This window comes from Flavobacterium sp. HBTb2-11-1, from assembly GCF_009826975.1.
GTDB lineage: Bacteria > Bacteroidota > Bacteroidia > Flavobacteriales > Flavobacteriaceae > Flavobacterium.
The window spans coordinates 14,784-32,220 of the sequence record NZ_WUMO01000015.1 but is presented as its reverse complement, the minus strand read 5'-3'; the positions used below and the strand labels follow the sequence as shown (position 1 = coordinate 32,220).

At 33.5% G+C, this 17,437-nt stretch carries 15 protein-coding genes; 8 read left to right on the top strand and 7 right to left on the bottom strand.

Annotation, left to right across the window (positions count from 1 at the left end):
* The first annotated feature begins 368 nt into the window (after window positions 1–368).
* The 5 genes from mnmG (at window position 369) to GR162_RS21840 (ending at window position 7,467) form a co-directional block, all read left to right on the top strand.
* Window positions 369–2,240, top strand: coding sequence for a tRNA uridine-5-carboxymethylaminomethyl(34) synthesis enzyme MnmG (mnmG, locus tag GR162_RS21860; protein WP_160783864.1), 1,872 nt, complete (start codon window positions 369–371; stop codon window positions 2,238–2,240).
* Between the two features lie 345 nt (window positions 2,241–2,585).
* Window positions 2,586–3,434 carry a bifunctional 2-polyprenyl-6-hydroxyphenol methylase/3-demethylubiquinol 3-O-methyltransferase UbiG gene (locus GR162_RS21855; protein WP_160783863.1) on the top strand — a complete coding sequence of 283 codons (849 nt, stop codon included), beginning with the start codon at window positions 2,586–2,588 and terminating at the stop codon, window positions 3,432–3,434.
* A 225-nt stretch (window positions 3,435–3,659) separates the two neighbouring features.
* Entirely contained in the window at window positions 3,660–4,244 is a 585-nt protein-coding gene (locus GR162_RS21850) for an OmpH family outer membrane protein (RefSeq protein WP_066033199.1), read from the top strand.
* 103 nt (window positions 4,245–4,347) lie between these two features.
* On the top strand, window positions 4,348–6,627 hold the full coding sequence (locus GR162_RS21845; protein ID WP_160783862.1) for a helix-turn-helix domain-containing protein: 2,280 nt from the start codon (window positions 4,348–4,350) through the stop codon (window positions 6,625–6,627).
* 78 nt (window positions 6,628–6,705) lie between these two features.
* Window positions 6,706–7,467: a hypothetical protein gene (locus tag GR162_RS21840; RefSeq protein WP_160783861.1), complete on the top strand. Its 762-nt coding sequence runs from the start codon at window positions 6,706–6,708 to the stop codon at window positions 7,465–7,467.
* A 66-nt stretch (window positions 7,468–7,533) separates the two neighbouring features.
* On the opposite strand, the gene GR162_RS21835 is transcribed toward GR162_RS21840, so the two are convergent.
* Complete coding sequence (locus tag GR162_RS21835) at window positions 7,534–8,505, bottom strand: SPOR domain-containing protein (protein ID WP_160783860.1); 972 nt, start codon at window positions 8,503–8,505, stop codon at window positions 7,534–7,536.
* Between the two features lie 237 nt (window positions 8,506–8,742).
* Between GR162_RS21835 and dprA the strand changes: the two genes are divergently transcribed.
* On the top strand, window positions 8,743–9,843 hold the full coding sequence (gene dprA, locus GR162_RS21830) for a DNA-processing protein DprA (RefSeq protein ID WP_160783859.1): 1,101 nt from the start codon (window positions 8,743–8,745) through the stop codon (window positions 9,841–9,843).
* Between the two features lie 260 nt (window positions 9,844–10,103).
* On the opposite strand, the gene trpS is transcribed toward dprA, so the two are convergent.
* Complete coding sequence (gene trpS, locus GR162_RS21825; protein ID WP_160783858.1) at window positions 10,104–11,078, bottom strand: tryptophan--tRNA ligase; 975 nt, start codon at window positions 11,076–11,078, stop codon at window positions 10,104–10,106.
* Between the two features lie 154 nt (window positions 11,079–11,232).
* The gene (locus tag GR162_RS21820; RefSeq protein WP_160783857.1) at window positions 11,233–11,610 is read right to left on the bottom strand and encodes a GxxExxY protein; all 378 of its coding nucleotides are present in this window, start codon (window positions 11,608–11,610) and stop codon (window positions 11,233–11,235) included.
* 258 nt (window positions 11,611–11,868) lie between these two features.
* Between GR162_RS21820 and GR162_RS21815 the strand changes: the two genes are divergently transcribed.
* Complete coding sequence (locus GR162_RS21815) at window positions 11,869–12,609, top strand: 1-acyl-sn-glycerol-3-phosphate acyltransferase (protein ID WP_160783856.1); 741 nt, start codon at window positions 11,869–11,871, stop codon at window positions 12,607–12,609.
* 564 nt (window positions 12,610–13,173) lie between these two features.
* On the opposite strand, the gene recA is transcribed toward GR162_RS21815, so the two are convergent.
* The 4 genes from recA to GR162_RS21795 all read right to left on the bottom strand — a co-directional run bounded on the left by recA (window position 13,174) and on the right by GR162_RS21795 (window position 16,481).
* Window positions 13,174–14,181, bottom strand: coding sequence for a recombinase RecA (recA, locus tag GR162_RS21810; RefSeq protein WP_008465737.1), 1,008 nt, complete (start codon window positions 14,179–14,181; stop codon window positions 13,174–13,176).
* Window positions 14,182–14,324: 143 nt separating this feature from the next.
* Window positions 14,325–14,834, bottom strand: a complete 510-nt coding sequence (locus GR162_RS21805) for an acyl-CoA thioesterase (protein WP_160783865.1) — start codon at window positions 14,832–14,834, stop codon at window positions 14,325–14,327.
* A 108-nt stretch (window positions 14,835–14,942) separates the two neighbouring features.
* Entirely contained in the window at window positions 14,943–15,326 is a 384-nt protein-coding gene (locus GR162_RS21800) for a hypothetical protein (protein ID WP_008465735.1), read from the bottom strand.
* Window positions 15,327–15,332: 6 nt separating this feature from the next.
* Window positions 15,333–16,481, bottom strand: a complete 1,149-nt coding sequence (locus tag GR162_RS21795) for a DNA polymerase III subunit delta' (RefSeq protein WP_160783855.1) — start codon at window positions 16,479–16,481, stop codon at window positions 15,333–15,335.
* A gap of 446 nt (window positions 16,482–16,927) precedes the next feature.
* Between GR162_RS21795 and GR162_RS21790 the strand changes: the two genes are divergently transcribed.
* Entirely contained in the window at window positions 16,928–17,380 is a 453-nt protein-coding gene (locus GR162_RS21790; RefSeq protein ID WP_008465732.1) for a hypothetical protein, read from the top strand.
* Window positions 17,381–17,437: the final 57 nt, after the last annotated feature.

The window sequence follows — 17,437 nt, the reverse complement described above, 5'->3', positions numbered from 1 at the left end:
ATTTGAAAGTTCTGATTTGAAAGTTCTGATTTGAAAGTTCTGATTTGAAAGTTCTAGTTTGGAAGTTCTAGTTTGGAAGTTCTAGTTTGGAAGTTCTAGTTTGGAAGTTCTAGTTTGGAAGTTCTAGTTTGGAAGTTCTAGTTTGGAAGTTCTAGTTTGGAAGTTCTAGTTTGGATATAGTTTTTTAAGCGTTCCACGTGGAACGTTTAATTGATTTCAATATTTGAAGATTCTGATTTGAAGATTATAGTTTTGGAATTTGGAATTTCAATATTGGATATTTAAAATATTCGTTCCACGTGGAACAAGAAAATATAAAAGTAATTCTAGAAACCGCGTTAGCGGTTTTTGGAGAATAATAAAACAAAATGTTTTTAGAAGAATACGATGTTATTGTGGTTGGTGCAGGCCATGCTGGTTCTGAAGCTGCGGCTGCGGCTGCAAATTTGGGATCTAAAACTTTATTGGTTACAATGAGTTTGCAAAACATAGCACAGATGTCTTGCAATCCTGCGATGGGAGGAATTGCAAAAGGACAGATCGTTCGTGAAATTGATGCGCTAGGTGGATATTCAGGTATTGTTTCAGATCGAACTGCAATTCAGTTCAAGATGCTGAATAAATCCAAAGGACCTGCAATGTGGTCGCCGAGAGTTCAAAGTGACAGAATGCGTTTTGCAGAAGAATGGAGAATGATGCTGGAGGCAACTCCAAATCTTGATTTTTATCAAGAGATGGTAAAAGGGTTGATTATCGAAGACGGAAAGATAAAAGGAATTAGAACTTCGCTTGGTGTGGAGATTCGTTCCAAATCTGTGGTTTTGACAAACGGTACTTTTTTAAATGGTTTGATTCATATCGGAGAAAAACAATTCGGAGGTGGTAGAGCAGGAGAAAGTGCTGCAACCGGAATTACAGAAGATTTGATTAAAGCAGGTTTTGAAGCTGGAAGAATGAAAACAGGAACGCCACCTCGAGTAGATGGACGTTCTTTAGATTATTCTAAAATGAACGAAGAAAAAGGAGATGCAAAACCGGATAAGTTTTCTTATTCAGATGTGACTTCTCCGTTAACGCATCAGCGTTCTTGTTACATGACGTACACTTCGTTGAATGTTCACGATATTTTGAGAGAAGGTTTTGATCGCTCTCCAATGTTCAACGGAAGAATCAAAAGTTTGGGTCCAAGATATTGTCCATCGATTGAAGATAAAATAAATCGTTTTGCAGATAAAGAGCGTCACCAATTATTTGTTGAACCAGAAGGATGGAATACTTGCGAAGTTTATGTAAACGGATTTTCAACTTCTCTTCCTGAAGATATTCAATTCAAAGCGCTTCGTTCTGTAGCAGGTTTCGAGAATGTAAAATTCTTTAGACCTGGTTATGCTATCGAATATGATTTCTTTCCTCCAACTCAATTGAAACATACTTTGGAAACGAAATTGGTTGAAGGTTTGTATTTCGCTGGACAGATTAACGGAACAACAGGATATGAAGAAGCAGCTTCTCAAGGTTTGATGGCAGGGATCAATGCGCATTTAAAAGTGTATGAAAAAGATCCATTGATTTTAAAACGTGATGAAGCATACATTGGAGTTTTGATTGACGATTTGATTACGAAAGGAACGGAAGAACCATATCGAATGTTTACCTCAAGAGCAGAGTATAGAACTTTGTTGCGTCAAGATAATGCCGATTTCAGATTGACTCCAATGTCATACGAAATTGGTTTGGCTTCTGAAGCTCGTTTACGAAGAATGGAAAAGAAACTAAACGAGTCTGAAAAGATGGTTCAATTCTTTAAAGAGACCAGTGTTACAATTGCAGAAACTAACCCGATTTTAGAAGCAAAAGAATCTGCGCCGATTTCGCAAGGAGATAAAATGTTCAAGATTTTTTCTCGTCCGCAAATTGAATTGGAAGATATGTTGAAGTTTGAAAAAGTTTCTGATTATATCGAAGAAAATAAATTGGATGAAGAAATTGTCGAGCAAGCCGTAATCCAAGTAAAATATTCTGGTTATATCGAAAAAGAAAGAAATAACGCGGATAAGTTAAATCGTTTGGAAGAAGTAAAAATTCCAGACAATTTTGATTATAATAAAATCAAATCAATGTCGATTGAAGCAAAACAAAAATTAAGCAAGATTCGTCCTGTAACCATTTCTCAAGCTTCAAGAATTAGCGGAGTATCACCAAGTGATATTTCCGTGCTTTTGATTTATATGGGAAGGTAAATGATTTTAGATTTTAGATTGTTGATTTCTGATTATTGTAATATTTTGAAAATTGACTTGTTCCACGTGAAACTTTTTTTTTGGTTTTTATTTTCGAAATGCATTATAAATTTAAAATTAATGCTGTTCCACGTGAAACCTTTTGATAGAATTGAAATGAGTTTTACTCTTTTCAATTCTATCAAAAATTGATAAACCAAGAGTTTTGCAATCAAGTTGAATTATCAAATTTCTGCAAAGACCAAATAGAAATAAAAGAAGAATAAAGAATAAAAATCCTAAAAACGAAATTTTATCGTTTTTAGGATTTGCTATAAATTAAACCCAAATATCTATAATTTTAAAATGGACGTTTTAAACAAAAAACACTTTCTTACGGTAAAAGACCATTCTGTTTCAAAAGAAATTTTTGATTTGTATTACGATGAAGAATTAGATATGCTAATTACTTCTCCACAGCCTGAACTTCAAAATTTGGGTAAATATTACGAAAGTGAAGATTATATTTCACATACAGATAACAAACGTTCGTTATTTGAAAAAGCCTATCATTTCGTAAAAAATATTGCGCTTAAGAATAAATTGAATTTAATTAATAGCCAGCAACCGAAAAAAGGAAAACTTTTGGATATTGGAGCTGGAACAGGTGATTTCCTTTTAACAGCAAAAAATGACGGTTGGGAAACAATTGGAGTTGAACCAAGTGATCGAGCTAAAAATATTGCTAAAGAAAAAGGAATTTCATTTGTAGAAGAAATTAGCGTTTTAGAAAGTAATTCGTTGGATGTAATTACGATGTGGCATGTTTTGGAACACGTTCCAAATCTAGAACATCAGATCGAAGAACTGAAGCGTTTATTAAAACCAACTGGAACATTAATTGTTGCGGTTCCAAACTATAAATCATTTGATGCGGGTCATTATGAAACTTTTTGGGCTGCTTATGATGTGCCAATTCATTTTTGGCATTTTTCGAAAAAATCAATCCAATTGCTTTTCGAAAGAGTAGACATGAAATTAGAAAAGATACTTCCAATGAAGTTCGATTCATTTTATGTGAGCCTGTTATCTGAAAAATACAAAACAGGAAAAATGAATTACATCAAAGCATTTTTCATTGGCTTAAAATCAAATTGGAAAGCAAAGAGTACAAAAGAATATTCATCACATATTTACGTTTTGAAAAACAAATAAACATTTAAAGCCGTTTTGCCTCTAAAAGACAATATGGCTTTTTCAGTTGTATAAAAACTAGACAAAATAGATTAAAATATTGTAATAACATTGGTTTATGGCTATATTTTTTACTATAAATAAAAACAATATCATAAAATTTACGCATTTTTTAAACTTTATGTTGATGCTATTGATTTTTTTATATTTTTGTCTTCAATACTTAAAAAAATAGAATTATTAAAAATGAAAAAAGCATTAGTTATTATCGCACTTTCAGTTTTCGCAGTTTCTTGTAACAAAACAGCAGAGGTAAAGGAAGTAAAAACAGCTTACGTGGATACTTCGGTTTTGATGAAAGAATACACTGAGGCAAAAGATTTAGAGGCAAAGTACAAAGCTCAAGCGGAAGAAAAAGGGAGACAATTACAAGCTGAGATTTCACGTTTTAAGCAAGACGCTGCTAATTTTCAAAGCCAAGCACAAGCAAACGGTCAAGCTTGGGCACAGCAAAGAGGTGCTGAATTGCAAAAAAGAGAGCAGCAGTTAGGTTATGCACAACAAGCATTAGCTCAACAGTTACAACAAGAAAGTGGTGTTGAAATGGATTCTCTTGTTAGTGGAGTTAAAAAATTCATTAAAGATTACGGAAAGAAAAACGGTTACTCTTACATCTATGGAACAGGAGATGCTGCAACAATTTTGTATGCTGAAGAGAAATACGATATCACAAAAGAAATTATCAAAGCTTTAAATGATAAATACAAAGCAGAGCCAAAAGCAGATGCAAAACCAGCAGCTGAGACAAAAGAAGGCGAAGCAAAAAAATAAAAACTACCAAACTAACTAAATTACTGAAAACCTAAATCCACTAAGATTTAGGTTTTTTCTTTTTATAAAAATGCGGTAATTTTATTTCTTTAATACAAGCCCAATGCAGAACGTTTCAGAAGCGGCAGCTTACACTTTACAATTCATCAATCAGACTCAAAAATCTATTTTCCTAACGGGAAAAGCAGGTACGGGAAAAACTACGCTTTTGCGCGAAATCATTGCAACAACGCATAAAAATACTGTGGTTGTGGCACCAACAGGAATTGCAGCTTTGAATGCGGGAGGCGTTACTATTCACTCGATGTTTCAACTGCCATTTTCTGCATTCATTCCGTCGTACGAAGCAAGTGCACAATTTACAGAAACAGTAAAGTTTGAAAACAAAGAATCGCTTCGTCGTCATTTCAAAATAAATAACGTTAAGCGAAATGTAATCAAAAACATGGAGCTTCTGGTTATTGATGAAGTCAGCATGATGCGAGCCGATTTGTTGGACGCCGTTGATTTCATGATGCAGACCGTTCGAAGAAACACACAGCCTTTTGGCGGAGTTCAGGTTTTGTTCATTGGAGATCTACTTCAATTGCCGCCGGTTATTCGTGATGAAGAATGGCGAACGCTGAAAAACTATTACCGAGGAAAGTTTTTCTTCCATTCTCATGTTCTCCAAACGTATCCGCCGATTTATATCGAATTATCAAAAATCTATCGTCAAACAGATGATGCTTTTATCTCGGTTTTGAACAATCTTCGAAATAATCAGATCACTCCAGAAGATATAGCTATTCTAAATCAGTATGTTAAGCCTGATTTTGACTTCAAAGAGAATAAAGGATATATCACACTGACAACGCATAATGCTAAGGCTGATTCTATCAACTCACAGTCAATCAATGATTTAGATGGTAAAGAATATGTTTATACACCATTTGTGGTTGGAGATTTTCCAGAAAAGATATTTCCTGTCGAAGAAGAATTGAAATTGAAAGTTGGTGCACAGATCATGTTCGTTAAAAATGATCTGTCTTTTGAGAAGAGATATTTCAACGGAAAAATGGGAGTGATCAAATCGCTTTCGGATGAAGAAATCTTTGTTCACTTTCCGGAGGAGAACATGACGCTCGAAGTAGAAAAGTACGAATGGAAAAATATCCGATACAAAGTCAACGAACAAACCAAAGAAATCGAAGAAGAAGTTTTAGGGACTTTTGCACATTACCCGATTAAGTTGGCTTGGGCGATTACAGTGCACAAAAGCCAAGGTTTAACTTTTGACAAAGCAGCGCTCGATGTATCGCAAGTTTTTCTGCCTGGGCAAGCCTATGTAGCACTTTCGCGTTTACGTTCGTTAAATGGGCTTATTTTGCTTTCTCCGATGCAGATGAATGGTATTTCGAATGACCAAGATGTTATGGATTATGCTTTGAATCGGGCAACAGAACAGGATTTACAGAATTCGCTGCACTTTGAAACCAAAAATTTTATTCATAACTATTTGATAAACAGTTTTAATTGGGGAGAATTGGCGCAAGAATGGAGAAACCATCGTTTCAGTTATAACGAAAATGCGGCAGGTTCAGAAAAAACGAAACATGCAGTTTGGGCACATAAGCGAATGGAAATTATGGAGCAGCTTTTAGATCCTTCGCAGAAATTCATTTCTCAGCTCAATAAAATTTTCATAAAAGAAACGGTCGATCTGTTTTTTGTGAAAGAAAGGGTAGAGGCGGCTTACGATTATTTTTTCAAGCCGATGGACAAATTGGTTGATGATCTGATTTATAAAATGGCTGAAATTCAAAAATTTAAAAAAGTAAAAGAATTCTACGAAGAGCTTAACTTTTTAGAAGATTTGCAGACCAAAGCTGTTTTGCGATTGATGAAAGCTAAACTATTGATCGAAGTTGTAGTAGCTGGTGAACCAATCAGTAAAGAAAAGCTGACGTCGCCAAATATTAAAAATTATAAAAGCAACAAAGCAGAAAGGATTCGCGAAGAGCTTAAAACGACAAATACAGACATTTTTAGAACCGAAGAACCCGTGGTTCGATACAAATCAGCTAAAGCAGAAAAAAGTGAGCTTAAAACGGCTAAAAAAACGACAGTCGAAGAAACATATGATTTGTGGATGGAGAAAAATTCGGTCGAAGATATTGCGAGAATGCGTAAATTGAATGTTCAAACAATCGAAGGGCATTTGATTAGACTTATTCAAGCGAAGAAAATTGAAATCACTGATGTTTTGCCTTATGATAAAATTTTGGCTTTGCGTGAGGCATTTCAGTTTTACCAAGAAGAATCTTTGAGTCCTTTGAAAGAAAAATATGGAGATGAATTTACCTGGGATGAATTAAAAATGTTCAAAGCAAGTATTAATTAATCTTTTGAACGTCCTACGTGAAACATTGTTTTTTGATTTTTAAAAATCTAATTTCTAACGAATTAAATCCATTTTAATATGAAAGCATTTAAAATAGTTTTAGCATTTTTAGTTTGTAATTCTTCATTTTTGAACGCTCAAGATTTGAAGCCAGAATATCAAAAGTTCATTGCGAAATTTATTTTGGAAGTGAAAAATAATGATAAAGAAGCGGTTTCAGAACGTTTTAAGTTTCCGTTTAAAAGGGAATATCAAATTCCTTTGGTAAAGGATAAACAGGATTTTGTAAAAAGATATGATCAAATTTTTGATAAAGCTTTGATTGAAAAAATAACCAAATCGGATCCTGCAAAAGATTGGTCAGAAGTAGGTTGGAGAGGAATCATGCTCAACAGAGGCGATTTGTGGATTGATACCGATGGAAAAATTATCAGTATCAATCATCAATCTGAGGAAGAATTGAAATTGAAAAATTCGCTGATTGCTTCACAGAAAAAAAATGTATACACTTCACTTTCAAATTTTAAAGAACCAGTTGCTGTTATTGAAACTTCAAAATTCAGAATTAGAATTGATGATCTCGGAAATGAAAACTATCGATATGCTTCATGGTCTCTGAACCAGAAGATGACTGATAAACCTGATTTGGTAATTGAAAACGGAATTTTTCATGCTGATGGAACAGGAGAAAATCATCATTATGAATTTAAAAAAGGTAATTTCAGATATGAATGTCATTTCATTGTTTTGGGTGAAAAAGGTTCTGCTCCTGCGATGCTGATTGTATATCAGTCAGAAAAAGAAATTTTATCGCAAGATGCAAAAATTGTTTCACGATAAACAATAGAGAATAAGTGAGATACAAAAAAAAATCCCGTTCTTTTGAAACGGGATTTTTTTTTTGATTTATAGATTTTCGACCAGAATCCAAGCTTGTGGATTTTCGCCTTTTTGTATTTCTTTTTGAGCTTGTTCTGCTTCTTTCATTGTAGCATAACTTCCGTATAAAACAGGAAACAATCCGTGTTTGTTTTCTTTCAGCATTCTTGCTTTGAATCCATCTTTAATTAGTTGGTTGTAAGCTTTTCTAGCATTTGCTTCACTTCTGAAAGCACCAGCCATAATGTGATAAGGCATTGTTGTTTCAACAGTTTCGACTTTAGCAGAATCAACAGAAAGCGTTACAGCTGGAAGCGGACTTTTGATGAAGAAAGTAGCTTCTTGTATTTTGTTTTGCACTTTTTTCTGAACTGCTTGTTCTACAACAAGTGTTTGATTATCGATTTGATTTTGATATAATGGGTAACCAATGCTTCCTGTAATTCCAAGTCCCAGAACTAGAATTGCTGCATAACGCAAGAACGGGTTTGAAGATTTAGTTTCTTCTTCGTTTTCGTATAATAAAACAGCATCTTTTTCTTTTGCCGCAATCTTTTCGATTTTTTTCTCAAAAGCCTCTTTTTTCACCATCGGAGAAACGAAAGGGCTTAATCCAAAAGAAGTTGCCAGATAATTGGTTTGGTCGTTTGGTTTAAAAACAATATTGCTTTCAGAATTTAAACGCAGTTCTCCAATGTTTTTTAAAAGAATTACGCCTTCTTCTTCCAATGTCTTTTTCCAGTTCAAAACCTCAAATGCAATTGCGCTCACTGCAAAACCGTATGAGGTTTTTTCAGCTTGTGCAATATGATTTGCCAACAATCCGTCATTATTTTTAATATGGCTGTTGAAAGAAATGGTTTTTTTTGGAGGAAAAAACGAATTAGTGCTTTCATTTAGCTGCGCCGAATGTGTTTCGGTTAAAAATGCACCAAATCCTGGAACCGTTACACACTGATAACGATACAATAACTGTGAGATATATACTTCGATTTTCATATTAACAAAGTTAGCCAACGCGTATAGTTATCAAAATTTTATTCACAATTTTTATTAACAATTCAGAAATATTTTTAGACAATTCGTTATCAATTAATTACGGTAATTATTCTTCACTAGAGAAAATGCATAGATAATTTATTTTTAAATTTTATTAAGAAATTACTTTGTTTTATAGATATTTGCCCTTCAAAAAAAGTAGATTTATATTTTCTATTTTACATAATGTTAAAAACAATGACCGATCAGGAATTATTTAGTTTGCTTGCCTTATTAAAGGTTGATGGAGTGGGAGATATAATGGGCAAGAAATTGCTTAATTCGTTTGGCGATGCTTCTGCGATTTTTAAAGCTAAAAATTCTGAATTGGCGGCTGTTGACGGAATTGGATCAGTTTTGATAAAGAATCTTAAGGATAAAACTATTTTCGAAAAAGCTGATGAGGAACTGTCATTTATAAAAAATAATAATATTCAGGTTTCTTTTTTTCAGGATGAAAATTATCCAGAAAGGCTTAAACATTGCTTTGATGCTCCAATTCTAATTTTTACTGCGGGGAATCTTGATTTTAAGAAAAAGAAAATAATAAGCATTGTAGGTACGCGCCAGATTACTTCTTATGGAACAGATTTTTGTAAAAGACTCGTAGAAGATTTGGCTCCCTTAGATCCTGTTATCGTTAGTGGTTTTGCTTATGGAGTTGATATTGTGGCACATCAAGCAGCGATGGATCATAACTTGCAGACGGTTGGAGTTTTGGCTCATGGACTGAATCAGATTTATCCTCGTACGCATAAAAAGTATATGGCAAAGATGGAAGAAAATGGCGGATTTATTACGGAATTCTGGAGCGATTCTAATCCCGATAAAGAGAAATTTGTTCGGCGAAATCGCATCGTTGCCGGTATGACTGAAGCTACAATTGTGATAGAATCTGCCGATAAAGGTGGATCATTAATTACTGCAAATATGGCTAACGAGTACAATCGGGATGTTTTTGCTGTGCCGGGAAGAGTGACAGATAAATACAGTCAGGGTTGTAATAATTTGATTAAAACGCAGAAAGCAAATCTATTAACTAGTGCAGCAGATTTAATTTATATGCTGAACTGGGATATTAAAGAGAAACCCAAAAATATTCAGAAACAGCTTTTTATAGATTTAGAACCGCAAGAACAAAACGTTTATGATTTTCTTCAAAAGAATGGAAAGGAATTATTAGACATCATTGCAATCGAATGCGAAATTCCAATTTTCAAACTTTCTGGTATTTTGATAAATATGGAACTGAAAGGCGTTATTAGACCACTTCCAGGAAAACTTTTTGAATCAATTTAACGCAGAAAATCTTATATATTATTTTTTTCGTAAAATGTTTGTACAGACGGTATAAAATATAAATCAACAATAGGCCGAAAAATATATTCAATATTTCAAATAAATACGGAACATCATAATCTTCAATATATTTATCCATTTTTTCTATTTTTAAATGATTAATACACTTGAAGTTACAAAAAAATAATTAAAGAAATGTAAAAGAAAAACGCTGACCAATTTTGAAATGATCAGCGTTTGTTTAAAAATACTGTTTTGAATTATTTTTCAAATCCTAAAACTTCTCTAACTTTTGCTAAAACACCATCAGCAATTACTGAAGCTTTTTCAGCGCCCTTTTTCAATAAAGCGTCTACTTCTTCAAGATTGTTGATGTAGTAATTGTATTTTTCTCTCTCTATTTTAAATTTCTCAGTAATCAACTCAAACAAAGCTTGTTTAGCATGGCCGTAACCATAATTTCCGCCAAGATAGTTGGCTCTCATTTGTGCGATTTGCTCTTCATTTGCTAACAGTGAATAGATTGCAAAAGCATTACAAGTATCTGGATTTTTAGGCGCTTCAAGCGGAGTACTATCGGTTTCAATGCTCATAACTTGCTTACGCAAAGTCTTGTCATCCAAGAATATATTGATAATATTGTTAGCAGATTTACTCATTTTTCCTCCGTTAGTTCCAGGAATCAGCATAATGTTTTCCTGAATTTTCGCTTCTGGCAGTACAAAAGTTTCCCCCATTTGGTGATTAAAGCGTGAAGCGACGTCACGAGTAATTTCTAAATGCTGCAACTGATCTTTTCCAACAGGAACAAATTCTGCATCATACAATAAAATATCGGCCGCCATCAACATCGGGTAAGTAAAAAGTCCGGCGTTAACATCGTCCAAACGATCAGCTTTATCTTTGAAAGAATGAGCTAAAGTCAATCTTTGAAACGGAAAAAAACAGCTTAAATACCAAGTCAATTCAGTAGTCTGAACCACATCAGATTGTCTATAAAAAGTAACTTTTTCAGGATTTAAACCACAAGCAAGCCAAGCTGCAGCAGTGCTGTAGGTGTTTTCTCTTAAAGTTTTTCCGTCTTTAATCTGAGTGATTGAATGCAAATCGGCAATAAACAAATAAGATTCATTTGCTGGATCGTTTGATAATTCGATTGCCGGAATAATTGCTCCTAATAAATTTCCTAAATGCGGTGTTCCTGTACTTTGAACACCAGTAAGTATTTTTGCCATTCTCATTTTTTTCTTAATTGCAAAGGTCGTGAAGTTTTTTATAACCGCAAAGCCACTACGTATTTCTTTGTAGCACAGAGATCGCAAAGTTTTTTCACAGAGTTTTCTGAGTTTTAAATCACTTCGTTTTTAAGTTCTCAGAGATAGCGGATTTCTATAAAGTATTTATAACTCTTCTGATGCCATTTTTTAAAAGTGTTTCGTTGAAGTTTATTATTAACCCAAGTTTATAGTTACCTAATCGTAAATATGTCAAAGTTTGAGCTAAATGATTTACTGTTAAAGCTTCAACAGCTTTTATTTCAATAATAAACTTATTTTCAACCAACAAATCGATTCGATAACCACATTCTAGTTTTATTTCTTCGAAGATTAATGGCATTGGTTTTTCCTTTTCTACCGTAAGACCTTTTTGCTTGAGTTTGTAAAATAAACATTCTTGATAAACATTTTCTAGTAGGCCAGACCCAAGTTTTCTATGTATTTCGATAGCAAAGCCAATAACAATTGTCGAAATTTCGTTTTCAGTCATTTTATAATAGTTAAATTTAACACAGAATTTCGCATAAAATTAATCGTTTTATGCGAAAGAATAGAAAAGTTTTTTCTTTAAGTTTACAGGATTAGAAATACAGCTCTGTGAACTTTTTAGCAAAGCATTTTCTCAAAAAAACTCCGCGCACTCTGTGAAAAAACTCAGCGATCTCTGCGCTACAAAAAAATGCAGAGTTGATTTTTATCAATATTAAAATATTCACAAAATTCATTTCTCTTTCTTACATTTGAAGCTATGAAAATATTTAAAATTGCTTTTTGGATTCTTTGGAGAGTTTGGTTTTATGTCTTGATGGCGATTCCAATACTCATTATGTTGCCTTTTCTGCTTATTTCCATCCTTTCTGAGAAAGGATATCCATATTTCTTTAAAATGGCCCGCATTTGGGCTAAATTTATCCTTTTCGGAATGGGTTTCTATTACACCGTAAAACGCGAACAGAAGCTCATTAAAGGGAAAAGTTATATGATTGTGGCTAATCATACCTCAATGACTGATATTATGCTGATGCTGGCTTTAATTAGAAATCCTTTTGTTTTTGTTGGAAAGAAAGAATTGGTCAAGATCCCGCTTTTTGGTTTTTTCTATAAACGAACTTGTATTTTGGTTGACAGAAGTTCTTCTAAAAGTAAAAATGAAGTATTTAAAAGAGCTCAGAATCGTCTTAACCAAGGTTTGAGTATTTGTATTTTTCCTGAGGGAGGAGTTCCAGATGACGAAAGTATTTTGCTGGATGAGTTTAAAGACGGCGCATTCAGATTGGCAATAGATCATCAGATTCCAATCGTACCGATTGTTTTTCCAGACAATAAAGAACGATTTTCGTACACATTTATGAGCGGAAGTCCAGGTAAGATGAGAGCTAGAATTTTACCCTTCGTAGAGACAAAAGGTTTTACGAGCGATCACAGAAAAGAATTAAGAGACCAAGTTAGAAATATGATTTACAATGGTTTGATTGATTTTCAGAAATAGACATAAAAACATTATGTAAAATACAAAATCCGGCAGATGAATGAATCTGCCGGATTTTTTTTGAACTAAAAACCCCTATTTTTATTCAAAAGTTATTATCTGTGAATTATCTTTTCTGAAATAAAACGCAATACTTTCTTAAATTTCAATTTGGTTTTTCTTCGGTTTTTATTGTACAACAATTCTATTTTTTCTTTCATGATTAAAAATATTAATGGTTGATAATAAAGAGTTTGGTTATTAACTCAAGCTAATTTCACATTATTATAGATACAGAAAATTTAAAAAGGTTGCGTTGGAATTTTAATTAAAACAGAAAATTGGATAAAAACCCGCTAGTTTAAATAACTAACGGATTTTTTTACTCAAATAACCAATCAACGTAAATTCTAAAAAAAAACCGAAATTGATATATGGCAGTACCAATTAAAACTGCTTTTTTATATAGATGATGGTTTAGAAAAAAGGTTGCGTCAAAATTTTAATTTTTTTTTCAAAATAAAAAAGCCGAGAGATTTTTGTGTAATCACTCGGCTTTTAAGTGTCTTTTTTTAGACTTATTTTTTAGGCATTGGCCAATTCTTTCATGTGTTCTTTAATCTTAACTTCTAGTTCTTCAGCAAGTTCTGGATTATCCTTAATCAAAGTTTTAACAGCATCACGTCCTTGTCCTAGTTTTGTGTCGCCGTAGCTAAACCAAGATCCTGCTTTTTTAACAATGTCAAATTCAACAGCTAGGTCTAAGATTTCACCAGTTTTAGAAACTCCTTCTCCGTACATAATGTCAAACTCGGCAGTTTTAAATGGCGGTGCTACTTTGTTTTTAACAATTTTAACTTTAGTTCTGTTCCCAATTACGTTTTCACCATCTTTAATTTGAGCAGAACGACGAATATCTAAACGTACAGAAGCGTAAAATTTAAGTGCGTTACCCCCGGTTGTAGTTTCTGGATTTCCGAACATAACACCGATTTTTTCACGAAGCTGGTTGATGAAGAAAACTGTACAATTTGTTTTGCTGATAGTTCCAGTAAGTTTTCTTAAAGCTTGAGACATCAAACGTGCATGAAGACCCATTTTTGAATCTCCCATTTCGCCTTCAATCTCGCTTTTTGGAGTTAAAGCCGCAACAGAGTCAATTACAACGATGTCTATAGCTCCAGAACGAATAAGGTTTTCAGCAATTTCTAAAGCTTGTTCTCCGTTGTCTGGCTGAGAAATAATTAAGTTCTCGATATCAACATTTAATTTCTCTGCATAGTTTCTATCAAAAGCATGTTCCGCATCGATAAAGGCAGCTATACCGCCTGCTTTTTGAGCTTCTGCAATTGCGTGAAGCGTCAAAGTTGTTTTTCCAGAAGATTCTGGACCATATATTTCTATAATTCTTCCTTTTGGATATCCGTTTACTCCAAGAGCTAAGTCTACACCTAGTGAGCCAGAAGAAATCGTTTCTACTTCTACAATGGCTCTGTCGCCCATTTTCATTACGGTTCCTTTTCCGTAGGTTTTATCAAGTTTATCAAGCGTTAATTGTAGTGCTTTTAATTTGGCTTCTTTCTCTGAACTCATTTTTTTCTACTATCTAAATTATTATTTTGTCTTTTTGGATAAATATAAGAAAAATCTTCTATATTTTTATTAATCAGTTTTATAATTTGTAAAATTACTTCTTTTTTTGAAGTTTGATTGTTCCAAATTGTCACAAAATCATTCTATAAAAATAAAGCCTTTAATTCTGTAGCTTCAGTTGGTTTTATTTTGCCTGCAAGCAGTAAACTCAATTGTTTACGGCGAAGCGCAGCATCAAATCGCTGAATTTCTAATTCGGTTTCAGGTACAATTGCTGGAACTTCAACTGGTCTTCCGGTGTCGTCTACGGCAACGAAAGTATAAATTGCTTCGTTGGCTTTAGTTCTGTTTCCAGATTCGCGGTCTTCTACCCACACGTCAATAAAAACTTCCATTGAACTTTTGAATGATCTAGAAACCTTTGCTTCTACGGTTACAACGCTTCCAAGCGAAATGGCTCTGTTAAAAGCAACGTGATTTACAGATGCCGTTACTACGATTCGGCGCGAATGCCTGCGGGCCGCAATACTTGCCGCGCGATCCATTCTGGCTAATAACTCACCGCCAAAAAGATTGTTTAAAGGATTTGTTTCGCTCGGTAAAACTAAATCAGTTAAAATAGTTAGGGATTCTGAAGGATGTTTTGGATTCATTTTTTTATAATAATTTTTTTTAATGCCACTTCCGAAACTCATCGGGATCATAAATTTACATAGATTTTTATCTATGAATCTGCGGCTCTTTTTAAACTTTAAGTTGAATTAATTCAACCAATAAACAGCCATTACAGCTGGTATAAAATAGATAACAATGGTTCTTGCGCCATCGTAATCTTTTGCAAGTCTTTGTCCGAAAAGCATCATTAGTAAACAAATACAAGAAAAGATAGCTCCATAAAAACCAAATTCTCTGCCATTATTTGTAAACAATTGGATTGCCCCTACAACACATAAAATTCCTGAAATCAATTCTAAAATCAATAAATGCAAAAGGGCAAGCGGAACTTGATTTTTTAAAGGCGTTTTGGCAAAGTGTTCTTTAAGCCAAGTAACATTATCTTTCCAGTAAAAAATTTTTTCGTAACCAGATTGTAGAAAAGTTAAAGCTAGAAAGGCCAAAAGTAAAATTGAGGCAACATTGTTCATTATGAATTATTTTTTATGAATTAAACGAGTCAATTTGATCGATAAATCGGTAAGGATAATTTTTGCATTTCCATTTCTTTCAATATGATACATAGCATCTGAAAGTTCTTTGAATATTTCGTGGATATTATTTCCGTTTACAAAAGGAGCAAAATTCTCCAATTTAAATTTATCCACTTTCGGTTCGATGTAAACCAAGTCCGGCGCTTGATAATTTAGCATAAGGGCTTGTCGAAACATTTCAATACAGTATTGAATGAATTTTTTCTGGCTTTCGCGTCCCAACGCAGCAATCTGTTCGCTCCAAGAAATTAAATCCTGAATGGCGGCCGCATTTCCTTTTGCTCTAAAAGCAGCACGAACCCAGTTGACAAACCATTGTTCAAACGGAAGATCGTCATCATCTTCTTTTAACAAGTGCAATGCTTTATTAAAGTTTCCTTGAGCTTGATGCGCAATTTTTTTGGCTAATCCCGCGTCTATGTTTTCTTGGCTAACTAAAGCGTCGGCAATAACTTTTTCTGGAAGCCCGCTAAAGTGGATCACCTGGCATCTTGAACGGATGGTTTGTATAATATCTTCTTCATTTTCAGAAATCAGAATAAACATCGTTTTGTCTGATGGTTCTTCGAGAAGTTTCAAAAGTTTGTTGGAGGCTGCGATATTCATTTTATCAGCCATCCAGATAATCATAATCTTATAACCGCCCTCGTAAGATTTTAGCGAAAGCGATTTTAAAACTTCTTGTGCATCTTCTACACGAATTTCCCCTTGTTTGTTTTGAACACCGAGAATTTTGTACCAATCGAACAAACCGCCGTAAGGCATTTCTTGAATAAAGCTTCGCCAATCCTGAATAAAATCTAAACTTTTTGGTTTTGTTTTTACGTCTTCGGTTGTAACGGTTGGGTAAATAAAATGTAGATCGGGATGAGAGATGTTATCAAACTTTAGATTACAAGAATCATTTCCGTTTGAATTTTCATTACCGGTATTGCCACATAAAATATATTGGGCATAAGCGATGGCAGTTATTAATGTGCCGCTTCCTTCTGGGCCAACGAATAATTGAGCATGAGGGATTCTACCAGAAGCAGCACTTTTTATCAAGTGGCTTTTGATGTAATCTTGACCTAAAATTTGAGAAAATTGCATGACGCAAAGATAGAAGAAAATGTGTAGGCAAAAATTTCAGAAGTAAGATTATTTATTCGTTCCAATTTTCAAATTTGGATTCGAAGTTTTCGAATGATTTTTTGATTTTTTTTCGGTCACTTTCGACAGAATTTTGTTAATAAATATCTTCAAGTGAGTAAATATCAAGATGTTTTTGTTAATATTTTTTTTCAAAATCCGTTAATCGAAGGTATTTTTTGATTATTTATAGAGTTAATTTTATATTTTTTATAGTTAATATCTTACGTATTTTTAATTAACATTTTTAACAAAATGCCCGTTAAAACGCACATTTTCTCGACATAACGTTGTTTTTTAAGGTTTTTTTAAGGAAATTTTTTGAAAAAAAAAACCATTACAGTTGTAATTTAAGTTAATTTATATATTTTTGTTTTTATCAACAACCAATTATAAAATAAGAATCTATGAAAGGGAAAATTATTCTATTTAGTGCTTTTTTTATCTTAACTACTGCGGCTGTTTCAGCACAAGCTAAAAACGCACCGAGAAGTATTATTAGTACAACTGCTCTTATCCGAAAATATCATGATCAAAAAGAATTAAGTGGTATGCAAAAGGGTGAACTTTTGGAATTATACATCGAGCGTATCAAAGTATTAGTTAAAACTCTCCCTTACATTGCTTTGGTTACAAAACCTGGAGTTACTATGGCCGATCTTGGTATTCCAGACGATAACGAACACAAAAAAGTATTAGATGCTCAGGCTGTAGGTACGTCAACATTTTTGGATACAACTGTAGAATTCCAAAGAAAAATGATGCCTTACTCTGATAAAGGAAATCTAATCGCGGCAATTTTGTTCTACGAAAGTACATTGAAATCATTACATGAGTTCAACGATTTGAACGAAATGTAATAAAGCATTTTTTAAAATCTTTTTGAAAAAGTCTAAGTGAATACCAGCTGGACATTT

Excerpts from the sequence above, each read along its gene's own strand:
- GR162_RS21840 (WP_160783861.1), top strand. The coding sequence starts at position 6,706 with ATGAAAGCATTTAAAATAGTTTTAGCATTTTTAGTTTGTAATTCTTCA.
- mnmG (WP_160783864.1), top strand. The coding sequence starts at position 369 with ATGTTTTTAGAAGAATACGATGTTATTGTGGTTGGTGCAGGCCATGCT.
- GR162_RS21800 (WP_008465735.1), bottom strand. The coding sequence starts at position 15,326 with ATGAACAATGTTGCCTCAATTTTACTTTTGGCCTTTCTAGCTTTAACT.
- GR162_RS21845 (WP_160783862.1), top strand. The coding sequence starts at position 4,348 with ATGCAGAACGTTTCAGAAGCGGCAGCTTACACTTTACAATTCATCAAT.
- dprA (WP_160783859.1), top strand. The coding sequence starts at position 8,743 with ATGACCGATCAGGAATTATTTAGTTTGCTTGCCTTATTAAAGGTTGAT.
- GR162_RS21855 (WP_160783863.1), top strand. The coding sequence starts at position 2,586 with ATGGACGTTTTAAACAAAAAACACTTTCTTACGGTAAAAGACCATTCT.
- GR162_RS21820 (WP_160783857.1), bottom strand. The coding sequence starts at position 11,610 with ATGACTGAAAACGAAATTTCGACAATTGTTATTGGCTTTGCTATCGAA.
- GR162_RS21835 (WP_160783860.1), bottom strand. The coding sequence starts at position 8,505 with ATGAAAATCGAAGTATATATCTCACAGTTATTGTATCGTTATCAGTGT.
- recA (WP_008465737.1), bottom strand. The coding sequence starts at position 14,181 with ATGAGTTCAGAGAAAGAAGCCAAATTAAAAGCACTACAATTAACGCTT.
- trpS (WP_160783858.1), bottom strand. The coding sequence starts at position 11,078 with ATGGCAAAAATACTTACTGGTGTTCAAAGTACAGGAACACCGCATTTA.
- GR162_RS21815 (WP_160783856.1), top strand. The coding sequence starts at position 11,869 with ATGAAAATATTTAAAATTGCTTTTTGGATTCTTTGGAGAGTTTGGTTT.
- GR162_RS21790 (WP_008465732.1), top strand. The coding sequence starts at position 16,928 with ATGAAAGGGAAAATTATTCTATTTAGTGCTTTTTTTATCTTAACTACT.
- GR162_RS21795 (WP_160783855.1), bottom strand. The coding sequence starts at position 16,481 with ATGCAATTTTCTCAAATTTTAGGTCAAGATTACATCAAAAGCCACTTG.
- GR162_RS21805 (WP_160783865.1), bottom strand. The coding sequence starts at position 14,834 with ATGAATCCAAAACATCCTTCAGAATCCCTAACTATTTTAACTGATTTA.
- GR162_RS21850 (WP_066033199.1), top strand. The coding sequence starts at position 3,660 with ATGAAAAAAGCATTAGTTATTATCGCACTTTCAGTTTTCGCAGTTTCT.